This is a genomic window from Streptomyces phaeoluteigriseus (assembly GCF_001896135.2).
Lineage (GTDB): Bacteria > Actinomycetota > Actinomycetes > Streptomycetales > Streptomycetaceae > Streptomyces > Streptomyces phaeoluteigriseus.
The window spans coordinates 148,082-164,699 of the sequence record NZ_MPOH02000009.1; the positions used below are offsets into that span (position 1 = coordinate 148,082).

The window sequence follows — 16,618 nt, forward strand, 5'->3', positions numbered from 1 at the left end:
CCGCCCACGCCCACCGCCCACCGGGTGCAGCCGTGGCAGTCGGGCGCGCCCCCGCGCAGGAGACCTCGCAAGGGTCACCGCACCTGCTCGCCCGCAGGGGCGGCAGACCCGAGTTCCGCGCCGAGGGCGTGGCCCGCCCATCGGTGGGCCGGGAGCGTCGGACCGACGGGCCCCACACGATGTGAAGGGCGTGCGTCCTCTCGGCGGGTTTGCGTGGGGATGTGGAGTGTCTGCGAGCAATCCGCAGGTCTGGGGGACGACTTCGCGGGCATACGGCGGTGGATCGGGAGGGTACACCCCCGGCCGCAAAGAACGCCGCGAGGCGCCGACCTGTGGGAGACCTCGATGCCGACCGCCGTGCCGGAGAGACCCACTCACCTGCCCGGTGAATCACCCGGGGCCCTCAGGCCTTCCCGCACCCGCGCCCTGCCTCGCGGCACCGTCCGGACCGCCGCGCGGATCGGTGCTCTGACGCTCTGCCAGGCCGCGTTCATGGTGGGTATCGGGTTGCTGATCACCGGTCCCGCGCGCGACGTGTGGCCGATGACCGTCGAGGACGACGCGAGCGAGGCCCTGGAGCGCCGTCGCACCGGCGCCCTCGACGCCCTCTCGTGGTTCGTGTCGGAGGCCGGCAACACCCTCACGGTGATCGCCATCGCGTTTGCGGCGTGCCTGGGGCTGATCCTCGTCCCCCGGCTGCCGATGTGGCGCCAGGCCGTCTTCCTCGGCGGCGCCCTCGTCCTCCAGGCGCTGGTCTTCCTCGTCGTCACGGAGTCGGTGGACCGTCACCGGCCGGAGGTGGACCGCCTCGACGCGTCCCCGCCCACCTCCAGCTACACCTCAGGGCACACCGGAGCGGCCACCGCGCTGTATGCCGGGCTGGCCGCGATCGCCCTGTCCCGCATCCGTGGTCCCTTGCGCAAGGTCGTCTGCGGGCTGTTGCTGCTCGTGCCGTTGATGGTGGCTCTCGCCCGTCTCTACCGGGGCATGCACCACCCCACCGACCTCGTGGGCGGCCTCGTCAACGGAGGCCTGTCGCTGCTGATCGTCGGCCGTGCCCTGTTCACCGACGGTACGGTGGCCGCCGTTCCCGCCATGCGACCCGCCCCGGCTGCCGACGTCGGCCGCGGTGCACCGACGGCCGGCCGCACCGTCGTGGTCTTCAACCCCACCGTGACGGACGAGAGCGCCTGCGCCGCACTGCGGGCCGTGCTCCGCCAACACGGTCGCACCTCGGCGGAGTTCGTCGAGACCACGGTCGACGACCCCGGAGGGGGCCAGGCCGCCCGAGCGATCCGTGCGGGCGCGACACTGGTGGTGGTCTGCGGTGGGGACGGCACCGTGCGCGCGGCGGCCCACGCCATGGCCGGCAGCGGTGTGCCCCTCGTCCTGGTGCCCAGCGGCACCGGCAACCTGCTCGCCCGCAACCTCCACCTTCCGCTGTCCCCCGTCGCCGCGCTCGACGCCGCGCTGCGCGGCGCCGTGCGACACATCGACCTCGGCCACATCGAGGGCGACGGCCTTGAGGCCACCCACTTCGCCGCCATGTCCGGGGCCGGACTCGACGCCGCGATCATGGAGAACACCGACGACCGGGCCAAGTCCCTGCTTGGTTGGCCCGCCTACGTACTGGCCGGCATCACCACTCTGCGCTCACCCCGGATGCGCGTGACGATCCGGCTCGACGGCGCGCCGGCCCTGCGCCGTACCGCCCGCATGGTCCTCCTCGCCAACGTCGGCTCCGTGCAGGGCGGTCTCACGCTCGTGCCCGCCGCCCGGCCCGACGACGGACGGCTCGACCTGCTGGTCCTCGACCCGCGCGGACCCGGTGGCTGGATCCGCGCTCTCGGAGCGCTGCTGCGTGGCGGCGCGAGGACAGCGCGGTCCACGTCCGCGGACACCCTCGCCGCCGACGACACCGGTACCGGCGTCCCGGTGGAGTTCTTCACCTTCCGGCGCGCCGAGTTCACCTTCGAGACCCAGCAGTTGCGCGAACTCGACGGGGATCCGGTCGCTCCGGGCCGGCGCCTCACCGCGGAGGTCCGTCCGGGCGCGCTGACGATGCTGCTGCCGTCCGGGGACGGGTGATGGGTACGGCGACCGAGTTCCCCGAGGCCAGGGACATGACCGGCGAGGAACTCTGCCCCGGCGAGGCGCTGGTGGCCCTGTGCCGTTACGGCCGCCGGCCGCTGCCGCGCGACGTCTTCGTACGTTTGCGCCACGCCGACGGCTTCACACCCTCCCGCGCGCTCGCCCTGCACACTGTGCTCTCGGTGCTCTCGATGCTCTCGGTGACGCGGTACGGAGCCACACGGCATGCCGTCGACGGCCGCACGGTGCCGGCGGGGATCCCGCCGGCGATCGCCTTCGTCGGGCTGCCCACCGCCCCGCACCCCGAGGACATCGGCAGACTCGCCGAGTTGGCGATCCACCGGCCGACAACGTCGGCCCGCCGCTCGGCGCGGAGTTCATCGTGATGGCGGCCGGGGCCGATCTGGCCTCCGTCGCCCTGTTCCTCGGACTGTCCGCCTTCGAGCAGTTGAAAGCCGTGCGGGTCATGCGCCCCGGCCCGACCCGCACCGACCCGGGAGTCTGAATGCCCCTACGGTTCACCACGCGCCGTTCCCGCGAGCGTCGCCGCCGGGAGGCCGACCACAGGTTCGGCGTGCGTCTGCTCGGCGCGGCCGTCGTGGCCGCGCTCGCGGCGGTGGCGTTCGGCCTGCTGGTGGTCCTTGTCGAAGGCCGGTGGCAGCCGCTGCGCCGACTGGACGCGAGCGCGGCGCGGCGACTGAACGAGACCGCGCTGGACCACCCGGCCTGGACCGGCACGCTGCGTCTCCTGTCCGACTGGGTCTGGGATCCGGTGACCCTGCGCGTCGTGGTCGCGCTGCTCACCCTCTGGCTGCTGCGCCGCGGGGCGTGGCGGCTCGCCGCCTGGTCCGCCGTGACGGCGGTGGCCGGCGGGCTGATCGGGGTGCTCGTCAAGGTGGTCGTCGAGCGGGCCAGGCCCACCTTGGAGGACCCGGTGGCGCACGCGCCGGGCTACTCGTTCCCCTCGGGCCACGCCATGACGGCCACCACGTCGTTCGCGATCCTGCTGCTGGTCCTGCTGCCCATAGTGCCGCGCGCGTGGCGGGCGGGGTGCTGGTGTTTCGCGGTGCTCTCGGTGCTCGGTGTCGGCTTCACCCGCGTCGCGTTGGGCGTGCACTGGTTCAGCGACGTGGTGGGGGGCTGGCTCCTCGGTCTCGTCGTCGTCGCCCTCACGGCCGGGGCCTTCGAGGCGTGGCGCGCTGACATCGGCCGTCGCACCACCGAGCTGGCCGACGGCCTGGAACCCGAACTGTCCGGCCCGCACCCCGAGCCCTCCGTGTTGTCCGCGCCGACACGGAGGCGTTCCGCGCCCGTGCCTGGCGGTCACCGCGCAGGCGGTCCAGCCTCGGGCGCGAGGGTGTTCCGACGCCACAGGTGATCCGCGCGATCACCCGGCTGTCCTCGCCGCGGCGCACCTGAAGCGATCTCGACACCGTGGTGAGGGTGTCGACGGGCGAGGTCGATGTGCGGTTCCGCTCCTGGCACTCACGTCAGGAATTGCAGCCAAGGACTGCAACCCCGTGCGGTCGATCTCCGGAAGAGGTGGTGGCGTGGTGCTGACGGCTCCGCGCATGATCACGTGTAATATTACTCAATCATTAAGATACTTTGTCAGTGACTTAGTTGACCACGAGGATGCTCGGAGTACCCATGAGAACCACCCCGCGCTGGGCCCGGTGGCTCGTCCCGCTCGTACTGCTCGTCGCATGGCTCGGAGTCGGAGGCACTCTCGGGCCGTACGCCGGCAAGCTCGGCGAGGTGGCCACCAACGACCAGGCCGCCTTCCTGCCACAGAGCGCGGAGTCCACGAAGGTCCTCAAGGCCCGCGAGGCGTTCGACCAGTCCGAAACCCTGCCCGCCATCGTCGTATGGACGGCGGACGACGGCCGCGTCACCGAAGCGCAGCGGTCTTCGGCCACCCGCGCGATCGACGGCCTCGCCGGACGGTCCGGAGTGGTCGGCGCCCCCTCGCCCGCTCTTCCCTCCGAGGACGGCAAGGCGTTGCAGGCGGTCGTCCAGCTGGAGCCCGATCTCGGCGACGGACTACCGGACGTCTTGAGCGAGGTGCGTGAGGCCGCTCGGAGCGTGCCGGGCGCCACCGCGCAGATCGCCGGCCCGGCGGCGAGTCAGGCAGATCTGTCGGACGCCTTCGCGGGCATCGACGGACTGCTGCTCGGAGTGGCGCTCGCCGCCGTTCTGCTGATCCTGCTGCTGGTCTACCGGAGCATCCTGCTGCCGTTCCTGATCATCCTCGGGTCCGTGTTCGCTCTCGGTCTGGCGTGCGGAATCGTCTACGTCCTGGCCGATCACGACGTGGTCCGCGTGGACGGGCAGGTACAAGGCATCCTCTCCATCCTCGTCATCGGCGCCGCGACGGACTACGCGCTGCTCCTGGCCGCGCGGTTCCGTGAGGAACTGGTCCTGCGGGAGGACCCGTCATCGGCCGCGCTGGCCGCCGTACGCCGGTCGTTCGGCGCGATCGCCGCGAGCGCGGCCACCGTGGCCCTCGCGCTGCTGGCTCTCCTCGCGAGCGACCTCACGAACAACCGTGCGCTCGGACCGGTCGGTGCCATCGGCATCGTGTGCGCGGCGCTCTCCAGCCTGACCTTCCTGCCCGCCGTGCTGGCCCTGCTGGGCAGGTCGGCGTACTGGCCGTCCCGGCCGAAGGCTTCCGACGCGTCCGACCGGGGACACGGGGTGTGGCGTCGCGTCGCCGCGCTCGTCGCCTCCCGGCCGCGACGCATCTGGGTGGTGACCGCGCTCGGCCTCGCCGTCTTCGCCGCCTTCTCCCCCTCGCTGTCGGCGAAGGGTGTGCCTCTCGACGAGATCTTCGTGAACGACGCGCCCTCGGTCGCCGCCCAGCAGACGCTCGGGGAGCACTTCCCCGGCGGCTCAGGCAATCCCGCCGTCATCATCGCCGACGCCGACCGCACCGCCCAGGTGACGGCAGCCGCCAGGGAGACCGAGGGGGTGGCATCGGCCGACGCGGTCTCCGCGTCGGGACGGCCGGGGGCGCGCGAGCCACTGGTGGCCGATGGACGTGTCCGCATCGACGCCACCCTCGAGGCCTCGGCGGACAGCGACGGCGCCAAGCAGACCGTGGAGCGCCTGCGTGCGAACCTGCACGCGGTGCCCGGAGCCGACGCACTCGTCGGCGGGTACACGGCGCAGCAGTACGACACCCAGCAGACGGCTGCCCGGGACCGTACGCTCATCGTGCCGGTCGTGCTCGTCATCATCCTGGTGATCCTCGTACTGTTGCTGCGCTCCCTGCTCGTACCACTCCTGCTGGTAGCGACCGTCGCCCTCAACTTCCTGGCGACTCTCGGAGTGTCGGCCCTGGTCTTCGAGCACCTCCTCGGCTTCAGCGGCACGGACGCCTCCGTGCCCCTGTACGGCTTCGTGTTCCTGGTCGCCCTCGGCGTGGACTACAACATCTTCCTCATGTCCCGGGTACGGGAGGAGGCGCTCGCACACGGCAATCGGCAGGGCGTGCTGCGCGGACTGACCACGACCGGAGGAGTGATCACCTCGGCCGGCGTGGTACTCGCCGCAACCTTCGCGGCCCTGATGGTGATCCCGCTGGCCTTCCTCGTCCAGATCGCGTTCATCGTGGCGTTCGGAGTCCTGCTCGACACCCTCGTGGTCCGTTCACTCCTGGTCCCGGCGCTGGTGCTCGACATCGGTCCCAGGGCCTGGTGGCCCAGCCACCTGGCGCACGAGGACACCGGACACGCCACTGGGCAGCAGCCGTCGACGTGAGAGCTGCCGGCACACCCACGGCGTCGACGGTGCTCACGGTGAGCAGGACGACCGTCGCCGCGGGGAAGGGGCCGTCGGACGCGGGTCGGCGAGAGTCGTCGATGGTGGCGAGAGAACGGACAGGGCCCGTCGACCGACTCCCCGTCCCGGGTACGAGGTGACCTTCCTGAGGCCGGTCCTCGGTCCCCGGCTGTCGGCGGACCTTTCGCCTCGCCTGCGGCGCACGTCCGTGGTGCGATGAAACAGGGGGTCGGGAAGGAGAGAGCGATGATCCCACCGGCAGAGGAGCGCAAGAGGGGCACGGGCCCCGTGTCGGTCCGCCCGCTGGGTGAGGCGGACCTGGATCGGGCCGACGAGATCTTCAGGGTCGCCTTCGGGACGTTCCTCGGGGCTCCCGAGCCGAAGACGTTCTTCGGGACCGCCGACTACGTTCGCACTCGCTGGGCGGCCGATCCCCACGCGGCCTTCGCAGCGACGGTCGAGGGCGAGGTCGTCGCGTCGAACTTCGCCGTCAACTGGGGCAGCGTCGGGTACTTCGGCCCGCTGACCGTACATCCGGACCTGTGGGACCAGGGCATCGGCAGGCGCCTCATGGAGCCGGTCATGGAATGCTTCGGGACCTGGGGGAACCGACACCTGGGCCTGTTCACCTTCTCGCACAGTGCGAAGCACCTCGAGCTCTACCGCCGGTACGGCTTCTGGCCCCGGTTCCTCACAGCCATCATGAAGAAGCAGATCGCGGGCAGTACGGCGGTCCCCGGCCGAGCGCTGTACGGCGAACTTCCCGCCGCCGAGCGGCTCGACGCCCTGAGCCTCTGTCGCACACTGACCGGGGCCGTCTTCGAGGGCTTGGACGTGGAACGCGAGATCGTGGCCACGCACGCGCAGGGACTCGGTGACACCATCCTGCTCCAGGGGGCCGGCTCCGACCTCGACGGCCTGGCCGTCTGCCACTGCGGACCCGGGTCGGAGGCCGGAGAGGACGTGTGCTTCGTCAAGTTCGGCGCCGTGCGCCCGGGCCCGGAGGCGGCCGACCGGTTCGAACGACTGCTCACCGCGTGCGAGCGGCTCGCCGCCGAGCGCGGCCTGGGCCAACTGGACGCCGGAATGAACCTGGCCCGCCAGGATGCCTACCGGCGAATGGTCGACCGCGGTTTCCGCACCTGGTTGCAGGGCGTGGCCATGCACAGGCCCAACGAACCCGGCTACAGCCACCCCGACGCCTACGTGATCGACGACTGGCGCTGAGACCGCGCCGCACTCGTCCCACGAGGAAGGCCCGGTGCTGCCCGAACCCGTGCACCTTTCGCGTCGGCGCCGACGGCCGGACACCTCCCGGCCCACTGCCGAAGTGCTGTCCTCGCTCATGGACATAGCCGGCATGGACGTAGTCGGCATGGACGTAGTCGGCGGGTCAAGCGCTCGCCGCCGGCGGTCCGTGAGTGCTCGGAGGGTCGGCGTCACGGACGACCGGGGGCACCGCCGGGTAACGCGCGGACATCCGCGCGGAGCGGGCCGGCGTCCGTGGTGCTCGCCAACGCGGGTGCGGCCGAGGGCGGCCCGTTGGCCGAGTCCGATCCCGCGGTGTGGCGCCGCGTGCGAAGTGAACCAGGTGGTGCCAGTGGCCTCGCCTCGGGTCGTGCACGATGCGGTTCGCCCGTGCGGAGCAGTCGGATCCACGTTTGCGACCACGCGGTTGTCCCGCCTGCGCTCCGCCACCCAGCGGCAGCGGCAGTCCGTGCCGGCCCGAAACCCGAGGTCCCATAGGCGCGGGCACCGCAGGGACGTCCAGCTGGCGTACCACGCAACCCCTCGCACCCCGTTCTTCCGCCCGCCCGGTCACCCGTCCGGCCCGCCCGCTCCCGCGGTACCGAAGGCCGGGAGACGGACGGCCCTGGCCCTGCTGGACTGCGGACTCACAGCGGGCCCCCGTGGCCCGAGTCGGCGTCGGCCTCCCGGCGCCGGTACCGGCGCCGGGAACCCGACGGAAGGTGGCGGCCGAGCCGAACGGCCTCCGCCTCCCCGTCACGGTCGCCGACCACGAGGGCGCGACAGGCACGGTCGCACTGCAGCAGCCATGATCGGACGGACGAGCGGGTTGGACCGCCCACGCGGAAGGAGCACTCGTGGCAGCCACTGATGGACAGCGGAACGGCGAACGGCTGCGCTGCCTGGTCACCGGGGCCTCCGGGTACATCGGCGGACGGCTGGTGCCTGAACTGCTCCAGGCCGGTCACCGGGTCCGGTGTCTGGCCCGCTCCCCCGGCAAGCTCCGCGACCATCCCTGGGCCCAGGACGCCGAAACCGTCCGCGGCGACGTCACGGACGCCGCCTCCGTCGCCAAGGCCATGCGCGGTGTCGACGTCGCCTACTACCTCGTGCACGCACTCGGAACCGGCTCCACCTTCGAGGACACCGACCGCCGCGCCGCCCGGATCTTCGCCGAGCAGGCGCACGCCGCCGGAGTACGACGGATCGTCTACCTCGGCGGACTCACCCCGAAAGGGGTGTCCGAGCGCTCCCTTTCCCCTCATCTGCGCTCCAGGGCGGAGGTCGGGCGCATCTTCCTCGACGCCCCGGTGCCCGCCACGGTGCTGCGGGCGGCCATCGTCATCGGCTCCGGGTCGGCGTCGTTCGAGATGCTGCGCTATCTCACCGAGCGGCTGCCCGTGATGGTGACCCCCAGTTGGGTGCACACACGGACGCAGCCGATCGGGGTCCACGACGTCCTGCGCTACCTCGTCGGCTCGGCCACCATGCCGCCCGACGTCGACCGGGCCTTCGACGTCGGCGGACCGGACGTTCTGACCTACCGGGAGATGATGCGCCGCTACGCCGTCATCGCGGGACTGCGGCGGCGGCTCATCGTGCCGGTACCGGTCCTCACCCCGCGGCTGTCGAGCCACTGGGTCGGCCTCGTCACCCCGGTGCCCGCGTCCATCGCCCGGCCGCTGACCGAATCCCTGCGCCACGAGGTCGTGTGCCACGAACACGACATCGCCCGGTACCTGCCCGATCCTCCGGGCCGGCCGCTGCCCTTCGACGAGGCCCTCGCCCTGGCCCTGCGCAGGGTTCGGGACGTCCAGGTAGCCGCCCGCTGGTCGTCCGACGTCGCGCCCGGCGCCCCCAGCGACCCGCTGCCCACCGACCCCGACTGGGCCGGCGGCAGCCTCTACGAGGACGACCGGCACCTGCCGGTCGACGCGTCCCGCGCGTCGCTGTGGAAGGTCGTCGAAGGCATCGGCGGCGACAACGGCTGGTACTCCTTCCCTCTCGCCTGGGCGGTCCGGGGCTGGCTCGACCGGTTCGTCGGCGGAGTCGGTCCGCGCCGCGGACGACGCGACGCCGAGCGCCTGCGGGTCGGTGACCCGCTGGACTTCTGGCGGGTCGAGGAGATCGAGCCGGGCCGTCTGCTGCGGCTGCGTGCCGAGATGCGACTGCCCGGACTCGCCTGGCTGGAGATGTACGTCGAAACGGACACCGCCGGCCGAACCCGGTACCGCCAGCGCACACTGTTCCATCCACGCGGACTGCTCGGCCACGCCTATTGGTGGGGTGTCGCACCGTTCCACGCCGTCGTCTTCGGCGGTATGGCCCGCAACATCGCGCAGGCCGCCGCCAAAGGCACGAGGGCACCCGGACGTGCACCGCGCACCGACCGCACCGGGCACGCCCGGTTCGTCAGGATCATTCGTCGCTAGGCCGCACGCAACCGTCTCACCCTCTCAGGAGCGACGACATGACCCGCGCGGTCGTCCTGTTCACCTCGGATCTTCGCCCGCACGACCATCCGACGCCGCGCCCCGTACCCACGGCGGCCGACGCGGAGGTCGCCCCCCACGTCCGCGCCCCCGGCGTACACACCGCGGGCTTCGACGCACCCAGCCGCGACATCTTCCCCACCGACTGCCTGCTCGACCCGGCCGCCGCGCCGCGACGACACGGGATCCGCAACCCGGTCGTTCAGCGCAAACGCCGCGACCCGTACGGAACTTCGTGCGCAGTTGGGCACCCGAACCGCTCGTGGAGGACCGGTTCCTCCACGAGCCCCGGCGCGCCCGCCTCGACCACCCCCAACCTGTGCTCGACCTCTCCGACGGGCCGGCGCGCCCCGCGCACGCCCGCGGTCGCTACTGAGAAGGGACACGCCGTGCACTGGCTCTTCGGCGACCAGCTCGGTCCTCACTTCCTCACCCCCGGCGACGGCGGCCCCGGCCGCGACACCCCGCTGCTCATGATCGAGGCGCGTTCGGTGTTCCGCCGCCGCCGCTTCCACCGGGCCAAGGCACACCTGATCCTCTCCGCCATGCGCCACCGGGCGGCCGAACTGGGCGAACGGATGACCTACGTGCGGGCCGACACCTACCGGCAAGGGCTTGAAGAGGCCGCCGGCGACCGTCCGGTCACCGTGCACCACCCGACCTCGTACGCGGCACTGCGGCTGGTCCGCTCACTCCCCCAGGTCACCCTGAGTCCCGCACGGGGCTTCCTGGTGCCGATGGACGACTTCGCGGCGTGGGCCGACGGACAGGGCGGCGAGCGGCTGCGGCAGGAGGACTTCTACCGGTGGGTGCGCAAAGGCCACGACCTCCTGATGGACGGCGACGCCCCGGCCGGCGACCGGTGGAACCTGGACCACGACAACCGGCAGCCCCCACCGCGCGCAGCCTCCACGCTCCAGGTTCCCGCACCGTTCCGGCCGCGGGAGGACGAGATCGACGACGAGGTCCGCCACGACCTGGACCGCTGGGAGAGGGACGGGGACGTCGCCTTCGTCGGACGGGACGCACCGCGCGCGTTCCCGGCGAGTCGCGCCGAGGCTCGGGCCGCCCTCAAACGCTTCCTCACCCACCGCCTCCCCACGTTCGGCCCCTACGAGGACGCCGTGCTCGCCGCCGACCCGGTGATGAGCCACAGCCTGCTGTCGTCCTCGCTCAACCTCGGCCTGCTCGACCCGGCCGAGTGCGTCGAGCGCGCGGAGGCGGAGTGGCGCGCCGGCCGGGCTCCTCTCAACAGCGTGGAGGGGTTCGTCCGGCAGATCGCCGGCTGGCGCGAGTACGTGTGGCAGCTCTACTGGTACTTCGGCGAGGACTACCGGCGCTCCAACGTCCTGCGCCACACCGCCGCGCTGCCGCACTGGTGGAGCGAGCTGGACGCGGACGCGGTGGAGGCGCGGTGCCTGCGCACGGTGCTGTCCCAGGTGCGCGACACGGGCTGGACCCACCACATCCCTCGGCTGATGATCCTCGGCAGTTACGCACTTCAGCGCGGCTGGGACCCCGCCGCGGTCACGGACTGGTTCCACCGCTGCTTCGTGGACGGATACGACTGGGTGATGGTGCCCAACGTCGTCGGCATGTCCCAGTACGCCGACGGCGGCCGGATGACGACCAAGCCGTACACGTCGGGCGGCGCCTACGTACACCGTATGAGCGATCTGTGCGGACCGTGCCGCTACCGGCCGGGGGACCGGACCGGGGAGCAGGCCTGCCCCTACACGGCCGGTTACTGGGCCTTCCTCGACAGGCACCGGGACCGGCTCGGCCGCAACCATCGCACCGCCCGACCGGTGCACCAGCTCGGTCGGCTGACCGATCTCCCCGAGGTACGCCGCCAGGAGCGCGACAGAGGTGACGCACCGCCATGACGAGGCGGAGGTTGGGCCGATGGAGTGGGCGTCAGCGGGACGACCCGCCAACCGGGCAGGAATCAGCGCATCCGTACAGGGCCACTCCGCCGAAGCAACGGTGTGCAGATGACCGGGAGTGAGAAGGAGTTGCGCATGCTGGGACTGCGGCCCACGGTGGCCGAACCGGTCGGGCGGGCCGACGGTCCGCTCACGGCCCGCGAGGGGGCCCGGGCCGCCGAGGCGGAACTCGGGCGCGTCCTCGACGATGTGCTGGGACGCGCCCGCGAGGCGGACCCGGTGTTCGCCCGTGACATCGCCGACCGCGTCGCCTCGTTGGTCCTGCGCGGCGGGAAGCGGCTGCGCACGGCGTTCGCGTGGTGCGGATGGCGGGCCGCCGGCGGAACCGGGGATGCGACGCCGGTCCTGCGCACCGGTGCGGCCCTCGAACTCGTCCAGGCCTGCGCCCTCATCCACGACGACCTGATGGACGGATCACCACTGCGTCGCGGCGCGCCGGCGGTACACGTGGACCTCGCCCGCATGCATGAGACCGCACGCATGACGGGCTCACCCGAAACGTTCGCGACCTCCGCGGCGGTCCTCGCCGGCGACCTCGCCCTGGCCTGGGCGGACGACCTGATGACGGAGACGGTGCTCGGCTCGCCGCACGGCCCACAACTGCACCGCGAGTGGCAGGCCATGCGCACCGAGATGGTCGCCGGACAGTACCGGGACATCCACGCGCAGGCCACCGGCGCGTCCGGCGTCGACGAGGCGGTGACCATCGCCACCCTCAAGAGCGCCCTGTACACGGTGGAGCGTCCGCTGGCGCTGGGCGCGTCCCTGGCCGGCGCCGATGCCACCGTCCTGGACGCGCTGCGCTCCGCCGGACGGTGCGCCGGCCTCGCGTTCCAGCTCCGCGACGACATCCTCGGTGCCTTCGGCGACCCGGCCGAGACGGGCAAGTCGTCCGAGGACGACCTCCGCACGCGCAAGCTCACCTATCTGCTCGCCGTCGGCTCCCGGCTCGCCGAGGCCTCCGGTGACCGGGAAGCCGCGGACGTACTGGCCCCGGGTGCGCCGTCCGTGTCCGACGACACCGTGCGCCGCATGCGGGCGGCACTGGAGCGCACGGGGGCGCGGGCCGTCGTCGAGTCGAAGGTCACCGAGCTGGCCGCGACGAGCCTGCGGCACTTCGACCGGACCGGCGCGGAGCCATCGGTGCGGCGCGAGTTCGCCGCGCTGGTCGGACGAGCGTCCGGAATGGCGCCCCACCGCACGGGGGAGGCCGCGTGAGGACGGTAGCGGGTCCCACGGACCACGTGGTCGTGGTGGGCGCCGGCCTGTCCGGCCTCGCCTGCGCGCTGCACCTTCTGGGCGCCGGTCGCCGAGTGACGGTCGTCGAACGGGACGACGGCCCCGGCGGCCGGGCGGGCCGCGTACGCCTGGGCGGCTACGAGATCGACACCGGACCCACCGTCCTCACCATGCCGCACCTGGCCGACGAAGCCTTCGCCGCCGTGGGCGACAGCCTCGACCGCCACGTCGAGCTGACGGCCCTGCACCCCGCGTACCGGGCCTGTTTCGCAGACGGCAGCTCCCTCGACGTGCACACCGACGGCGAGGCGATGGAGGCCGAGGTCAGACGGTTCGCGGGCCCGGCGGAGGCAGCCGGCTACCGCGAACTGCGGGACTGGCTGGAGCGGTTGTACCGGGCCCAGATGCGGCGGTTCATCGACACGAACTTCGACTCTCCCTTCCAACTGCTGCACCCGGACCTGGCACGTCTGGCGGCGCTGGGCGGATTCGGCCGGCTGGACCGTCGTATCGGCCGTTTCCTCGCCGACCCCCGGCTGCGCCGGGTCTTCTCCTTCCAGGCCCTGTACGCCGGTGTGGCCCCGGCCAGAGCCCTCGCGGCCTACGCGGTGATCGCCTACATGGACACCGTGGCCGGCGTCTGGTTCCCCAAGGGCGGCATGCACGCGCTGCCGCGCGGGATGGCGAACGCGGCGGCACAGACGGGCGCCGAGTTCCGCTGGTCGGCCGAGGCGACCATGCTGGAACGGTCGGGGGACCGGGTCCGTGCCGTGCGTCTGGCGTCGGGCGAGAGCATCCGTTGTGACGCCGTGGTGCTGACGTGCGAGCTGCCCGCCGCGCACCGGCTCCTGGGACGCGCTCCGAAGCGGCCGGTGCGGTTGCGTCACTCACCGTCCTCGGTCGTCCTGCACGCCGGAACCGACCGCACGTGGCCCGGTCTGGCCCACCACACGCTGTCTTTCGGCGCCGCCTGGGAACGCACCTTCGACCAGCTCACCCGCACGGGAGAGTTGATGAGCGACCCGTCCCTGCTGATCACCCGGCCGACCACGCACGACCCCGGCCTGGCTCCACCAGGCAGGCACCTGCACTACGTCCTGGCGCCCTGCCCGAACACCGACGTGGGACCTTCCGGGGCCGAGTGGCGTGATCTGGGGCCGCGCTACCGCGACTGCCTGGTCGCCGAGTTGGAGCGCCGGGGACTCGACGGGTTCGCGGACAGCGTCCAGGAGGAGCTGCTGGTGACGCCGCTGGACTGGACGGCGCAGGGACATGCCGCGGGCAGCCCCTTCTCGGTCTCGCACACCTTCGCCCAGACCGGCCCGTTCCGTCCACGCAACCTGGTGCGCGGCCTGGAGAACGTCGTGCTCGCGGGCTGCGGCACCACCCCCGGCGTCGGGGTGCCGACCGTGCTCATCAGCGGCAAGCTCGCCGCCGGCCGCGTGACCGGCGGACGTACCGGCATCCGTCACGTGCACACGCGTCCGGCACGGCGTGGCACCCGAGCCGTCGCACCGACCGCGGAAGGCGCCCATGACCCGTCGTGAGCTGGACGCCGCGGGCATCACCGACCCCGCCCTGCGTGCCGCCTACACCGAGTGCCGACGACTCAACGCCCGTCACGGCAAGAGCTACTTCCTGGCCACCCGCCTGCTGCCGGTGGAGCGGCGGTCCGCCGTGCACGCCCTGTACGGTTTCGCCCGCTGGGCGGACGACATCGTGGACGACCTCGACCGGCACCGGACACCCCGGGAACGCGACCGTCGGCTGATGCGTCTGGAGGACGACCTCGCACGCGGGCTGCGCACCGGGACGGGGGACGAGCCGGTGGTGCGGGCCGTCGCCGACACCGCTGAACGGTACGACATCGAGCACACGCTGTTCGCCGACTTCCTGGCCTCGATGCGCAGCGACCTGCACGTCACGGACTATCCCACCTACGCCGACCTGCGGACCTACATGCACGGCTCCGCCGCGGTGATGGGGCTGCAGATGCTGCCGGTACTCGGCACGGTCGTCCCCCGTGAGGAGGCGGCGCCGCACGCGGCGGCCCTCGGGGTGGCCTTCCAGCTCACCAACTTCCTGCGCGATGTCGGCGAGGACCTGGACCGGGGGCGCGTCTACCTGCCGGCCGACCTGCTCGCCGCCCACGGCGTGGACCGGCCCATGCTCGAGTGGAGCCGCCGCACGGGCCGCACCGACCCGCGCATCCGCGCGGCACTCGTCGCCGCCGAAGACCTGACGCGGAAGGTCTACCGGGCGGCGGAACCCGGCATCGCCATGCTCGACCCGCGGACCCGCCCCTGCATCCGGACCGCGTTCGCCCTCTACGGCGGCATCCTCGACGCGATCGCGGACCAGGGGTACACGGTGCTGCAGCGTCGTGCGGTGGTCTCCCGAGTCCGCCGCGCGGCCACGGCGACGGCCGGAGTCGTACAGATCGCCGGCGCGCGATGGCGTGCCGTCCGCACCGACCGTCGGGCGCCCCAGCCGGGCGTCACTCCGCTGCCGTGGAAGGGACCCGTGAAGTGAGTGACCGAGCGGACCGGACCCGTTGGACACCGCCGTTGCGGCGCGCCGCCGGTCGGACTGGGCGACCCAGACACCGACGTGGCGCGAGGCCCGCCCGGCTCTGATCGCCGACGCGCTCGAGCGGGCCTCCGCCCGTCCCTCCGGGAACTGGTTCGTCGTCGGGGCCTCCCGTGACGTTCGCGCCGGCGGCCGCCCCTACGGCAGGACGGTGGGCGGTGTGGAGGTCGTGCTGTGGCGGTCGGACACCGGTGACCTGCGCGCGGGCCCGGGCAGCTGCCCGCACCTCGGTGCGCCCCTGCGGGACAGCCGGGTGGTGTGCGGAACGCTGGTGTGCCACTGGCACGGACTGGCCCTGGACGACGGGGCGTTCGCAGGATGGCGTCCGTACCCGGTTCATGACGACGGCGTGCTGGTGTGGGTCCGGTTGGACGCGGTCGGCGGCGAGGAGCCGTCCGAGCGCCCCGTGGTGCCGGTGCGGCCGGCGGCGCGCAGCGGGGTGGACGCCGTCTTCACGGCCGTAGGGCGGTGCGAACCCCAGGACGTGGTCGCCAATCGGCTCGACCCGTGGCACGGGTCGTGGTTCCACCCGTACTCGTTCGTCGACCTGACGGTGGCCCGGCCACCACAGGGACCGGAGGACGACGTCTTCGTCGTCGACGTCTCCTTCCGGGTGACCGACCGTCTGGTGGTGCCGGTGCGGGCGGAGTTCACCGCTCCCGGGCCTCGTACGGTGGTCATGCGCATCACGGAGGGGGAAGGGTCCACGTCCGTGGTCGAGACCCATGCCACGCCGGTGACGGGCAAGTCGGCCCAACGGCCGCGGACGGCCGTCGTCGAGGCGGTCGTCGCCGCCTCGGACCGGCGCGGCTTCGCCCTGGCGCGGGCGGCGGCGCCCATGCTGCGCCCGTTGATGCGCCGGACAGCAGGCAGGCTGTGGCGCGACGACCTCGCGTACGCGGAGCGGCGCTGGGAGCTGCGCAGCAGCGGTCAGTTCCCGGGGTGATCACCAGAGCGGCGGAGAGAGGGCTCCGGCCTGCCCGGTCGGGGGCCGGCTCTCGTTGTGGGCCGGGATCTGTGCCCGAGCGTGAGGGGTGGCCCGCCCTCCCCCGCTTCGGCTGGAGAAGCCTGTTCGCCGGCGGCGGCATGCCGTCGGCGGGCAGTTCCTTGCCGGTGTCACTCCGCTCCCCGGCCGTCGGTGTTCGGCCCGGGTCTCCCCGGTTTCCGCGCGAACGGGGCGGAGCCGTCTGCGGGCCCTGCGAGCTGTTCGCCCCTGAGCGGGAGAACGGC

General features: G+C 72.6%; 11 protein-coding genes and 2 pseudogenes. All 13 read left to right on the forward strand.

The window, feature by feature from the left end:
• On the forward strand, positions 1-185 hold a 185-nt coding region (locus tag BM536_RS41700; RefSeq protein WP_211362848.1), incomplete at its 5' end, for a hypothetical protein.
• Between the two features lie 160 nt (positions 186-345).
• Entirely contained in the window at positions 346-2,088 is a 1,743-nt protein-coding gene (locus BM536_RS08455) for a bifunctional phosphatase PAP2/diacylglycerol kinase family protein (RefSeq protein WP_094102762.1), read from the forward strand.
• Positions 2,088-2,432: pseudogene (locus BM536_RS08460) on the forward strand (hypothetical protein); the annotation flags it as partial. The gene BM536_RS08455 and the pseudogene BM536_RS08460, both read left to right, overlap by 1 nt.
• Before the next feature lie 41 nt (positions 2,433-2,473).
• Positions 2,474-2,596: a hypothetical protein gene (locus BM536_RS43925; protein ID WP_281258551.1), complete on the forward strand. Its 123-nt coding sequence runs from the start codon at positions 2,474-2,476 to the stop codon at positions 2,594-2,596.
• A complete protein-coding gene (locus BM536_RS08465; protein WP_079274946.1) occupies positions 2,597-3,469 on the forward strand; it encodes a phosphatase PAP2 family protein in 873 nt (290 codons plus the stop codon). It begins immediately after the preceding gene.
• A gap of 272 nt (positions 3,470-3,741) precedes the next feature.
• A complete protein-coding gene (locus tag BM536_RS08470) occupies positions 3,742-5,853 on the forward strand; it encodes an MMPL family transporter (protein WP_073492292.1) in 2,112 nt (703 codons plus the stop codon).
• Between the two features lie 267 nt (positions 5,854-6,120).
• Positions 6,121-7,101, forward strand: coding sequence for a GNAT family N-acetyltransferase (locus BM536_RS08475; RefSeq protein WP_073492291.1), 981 nt, complete (start codon positions 6,121-6,123; stop codon positions 7,099-7,101).
• 878 nt (positions 7,102-7,979) lie between these two features.
• A complete protein-coding gene (locus BM536_RS08485) occupies positions 7,980-9,554 on the forward strand; it encodes an SDR family oxidoreductase (protein WP_094102763.1) in 1,575 nt (524 codons plus the stop codon).
• A 449-nt stretch (positions 9,555-10,003) separates the two neighbouring features.
• The gene (locus BM536_RS08490) at positions 10,004-11,500 is read left to right on the forward strand and encodes a cryptochrome/photolyase family protein (protein ID WP_094102866.1); all 1,497 of its coding nucleotides are present in this window, start codon (positions 10,004-10,006) and stop codon (positions 11,498-11,500) included.
• Between the two features lie 135 nt (positions 11,501-11,635).
• Positions 11,636-12,778 carry a polyprenyl synthetase family protein gene (locus BM536_RS08495; RefSeq protein WP_094102867.1) on the forward strand — a complete coding sequence of 381 codons (1,143 nt, stop codon included), beginning with the start codon at positions 11,636-11,638 and terminating at the stop codon, positions 12,776-12,778.
• Complete coding sequence (locus tag BM536_RS08500) at positions 12,775-14,346, forward strand: phytoene desaturase (RefSeq protein ID WP_094102764.1); 1,572 nt, start codon at positions 12,775-12,777, stop codon at positions 14,344-14,346. The genes BM536_RS08495 and BM536_RS08500 overlap by 4 nt, the downstream gene beginning before the upstream one ends.
• Positions 14,333-15,331, forward strand: a complete 999-nt coding sequence (locus BM536_RS08505; protein WP_094102765.1) for a phytoene/squalene synthase family protein — start codon at positions 14,333-14,335, stop codon at positions 15,329-15,331. The genes BM536_RS08500 and BM536_RS08505 overlap by 14 nt, the downstream gene beginning before the upstream one ends.
• Positions 15,328-16,334, forward strand: a pseudogene (locus tag BM536_RS08510) (DUF5914 domain-containing protein). The gene BM536_RS08505 and the pseudogene BM536_RS08510 overlap by 4 nt, the downstream one beginning before the upstream one ends.
• Positions 16,335-16,618 lie beyond the last annotated feature (284 nt).

Coding starts and splice junctions, on each gene's coding strand:
- BM536_RS08505 (WP_094102765.1), top strand. CDS start 14,333: ATGACCCGTCGTGAGCTGGACGCCGCGGGCATCACCGACCCCGCCCTG.
- BM536_RS08470 (WP_073492292.1), top strand. CDS start 3,742: ATGAGAACCACCCCGCGCTGGGCCCGGTGGCTCGTCCCGCTCGTACTG.
- BM536_RS08455 (WP_094102762.1), top strand. CDS start 346: ATGCCGACCGCCGTGCCGGAGAGACCCACTCACCTGCCCGGTGAATCA.
- BM536_RS08465 (WP_079274946.1), top strand. CDS start 2,597: ATGCCCCTACGGTTCACCACGCGCCGTTCCCGCGAGCGTCGCCGCCGG.
- BM536_RS08475 (WP_073492291.1), top strand. CDS start 6,121: ATGATCCCACCGGCAGAGGAGCGCAAGAGGGGCACGGGCCCCGTGTCG.
- BM536_RS08495 (WP_094102867.1), top strand. CDS start 11,636: ATGCTGGGACTGCGGCCCACGGTGGCCGAACCGGTCGGGCGGGCCGAC.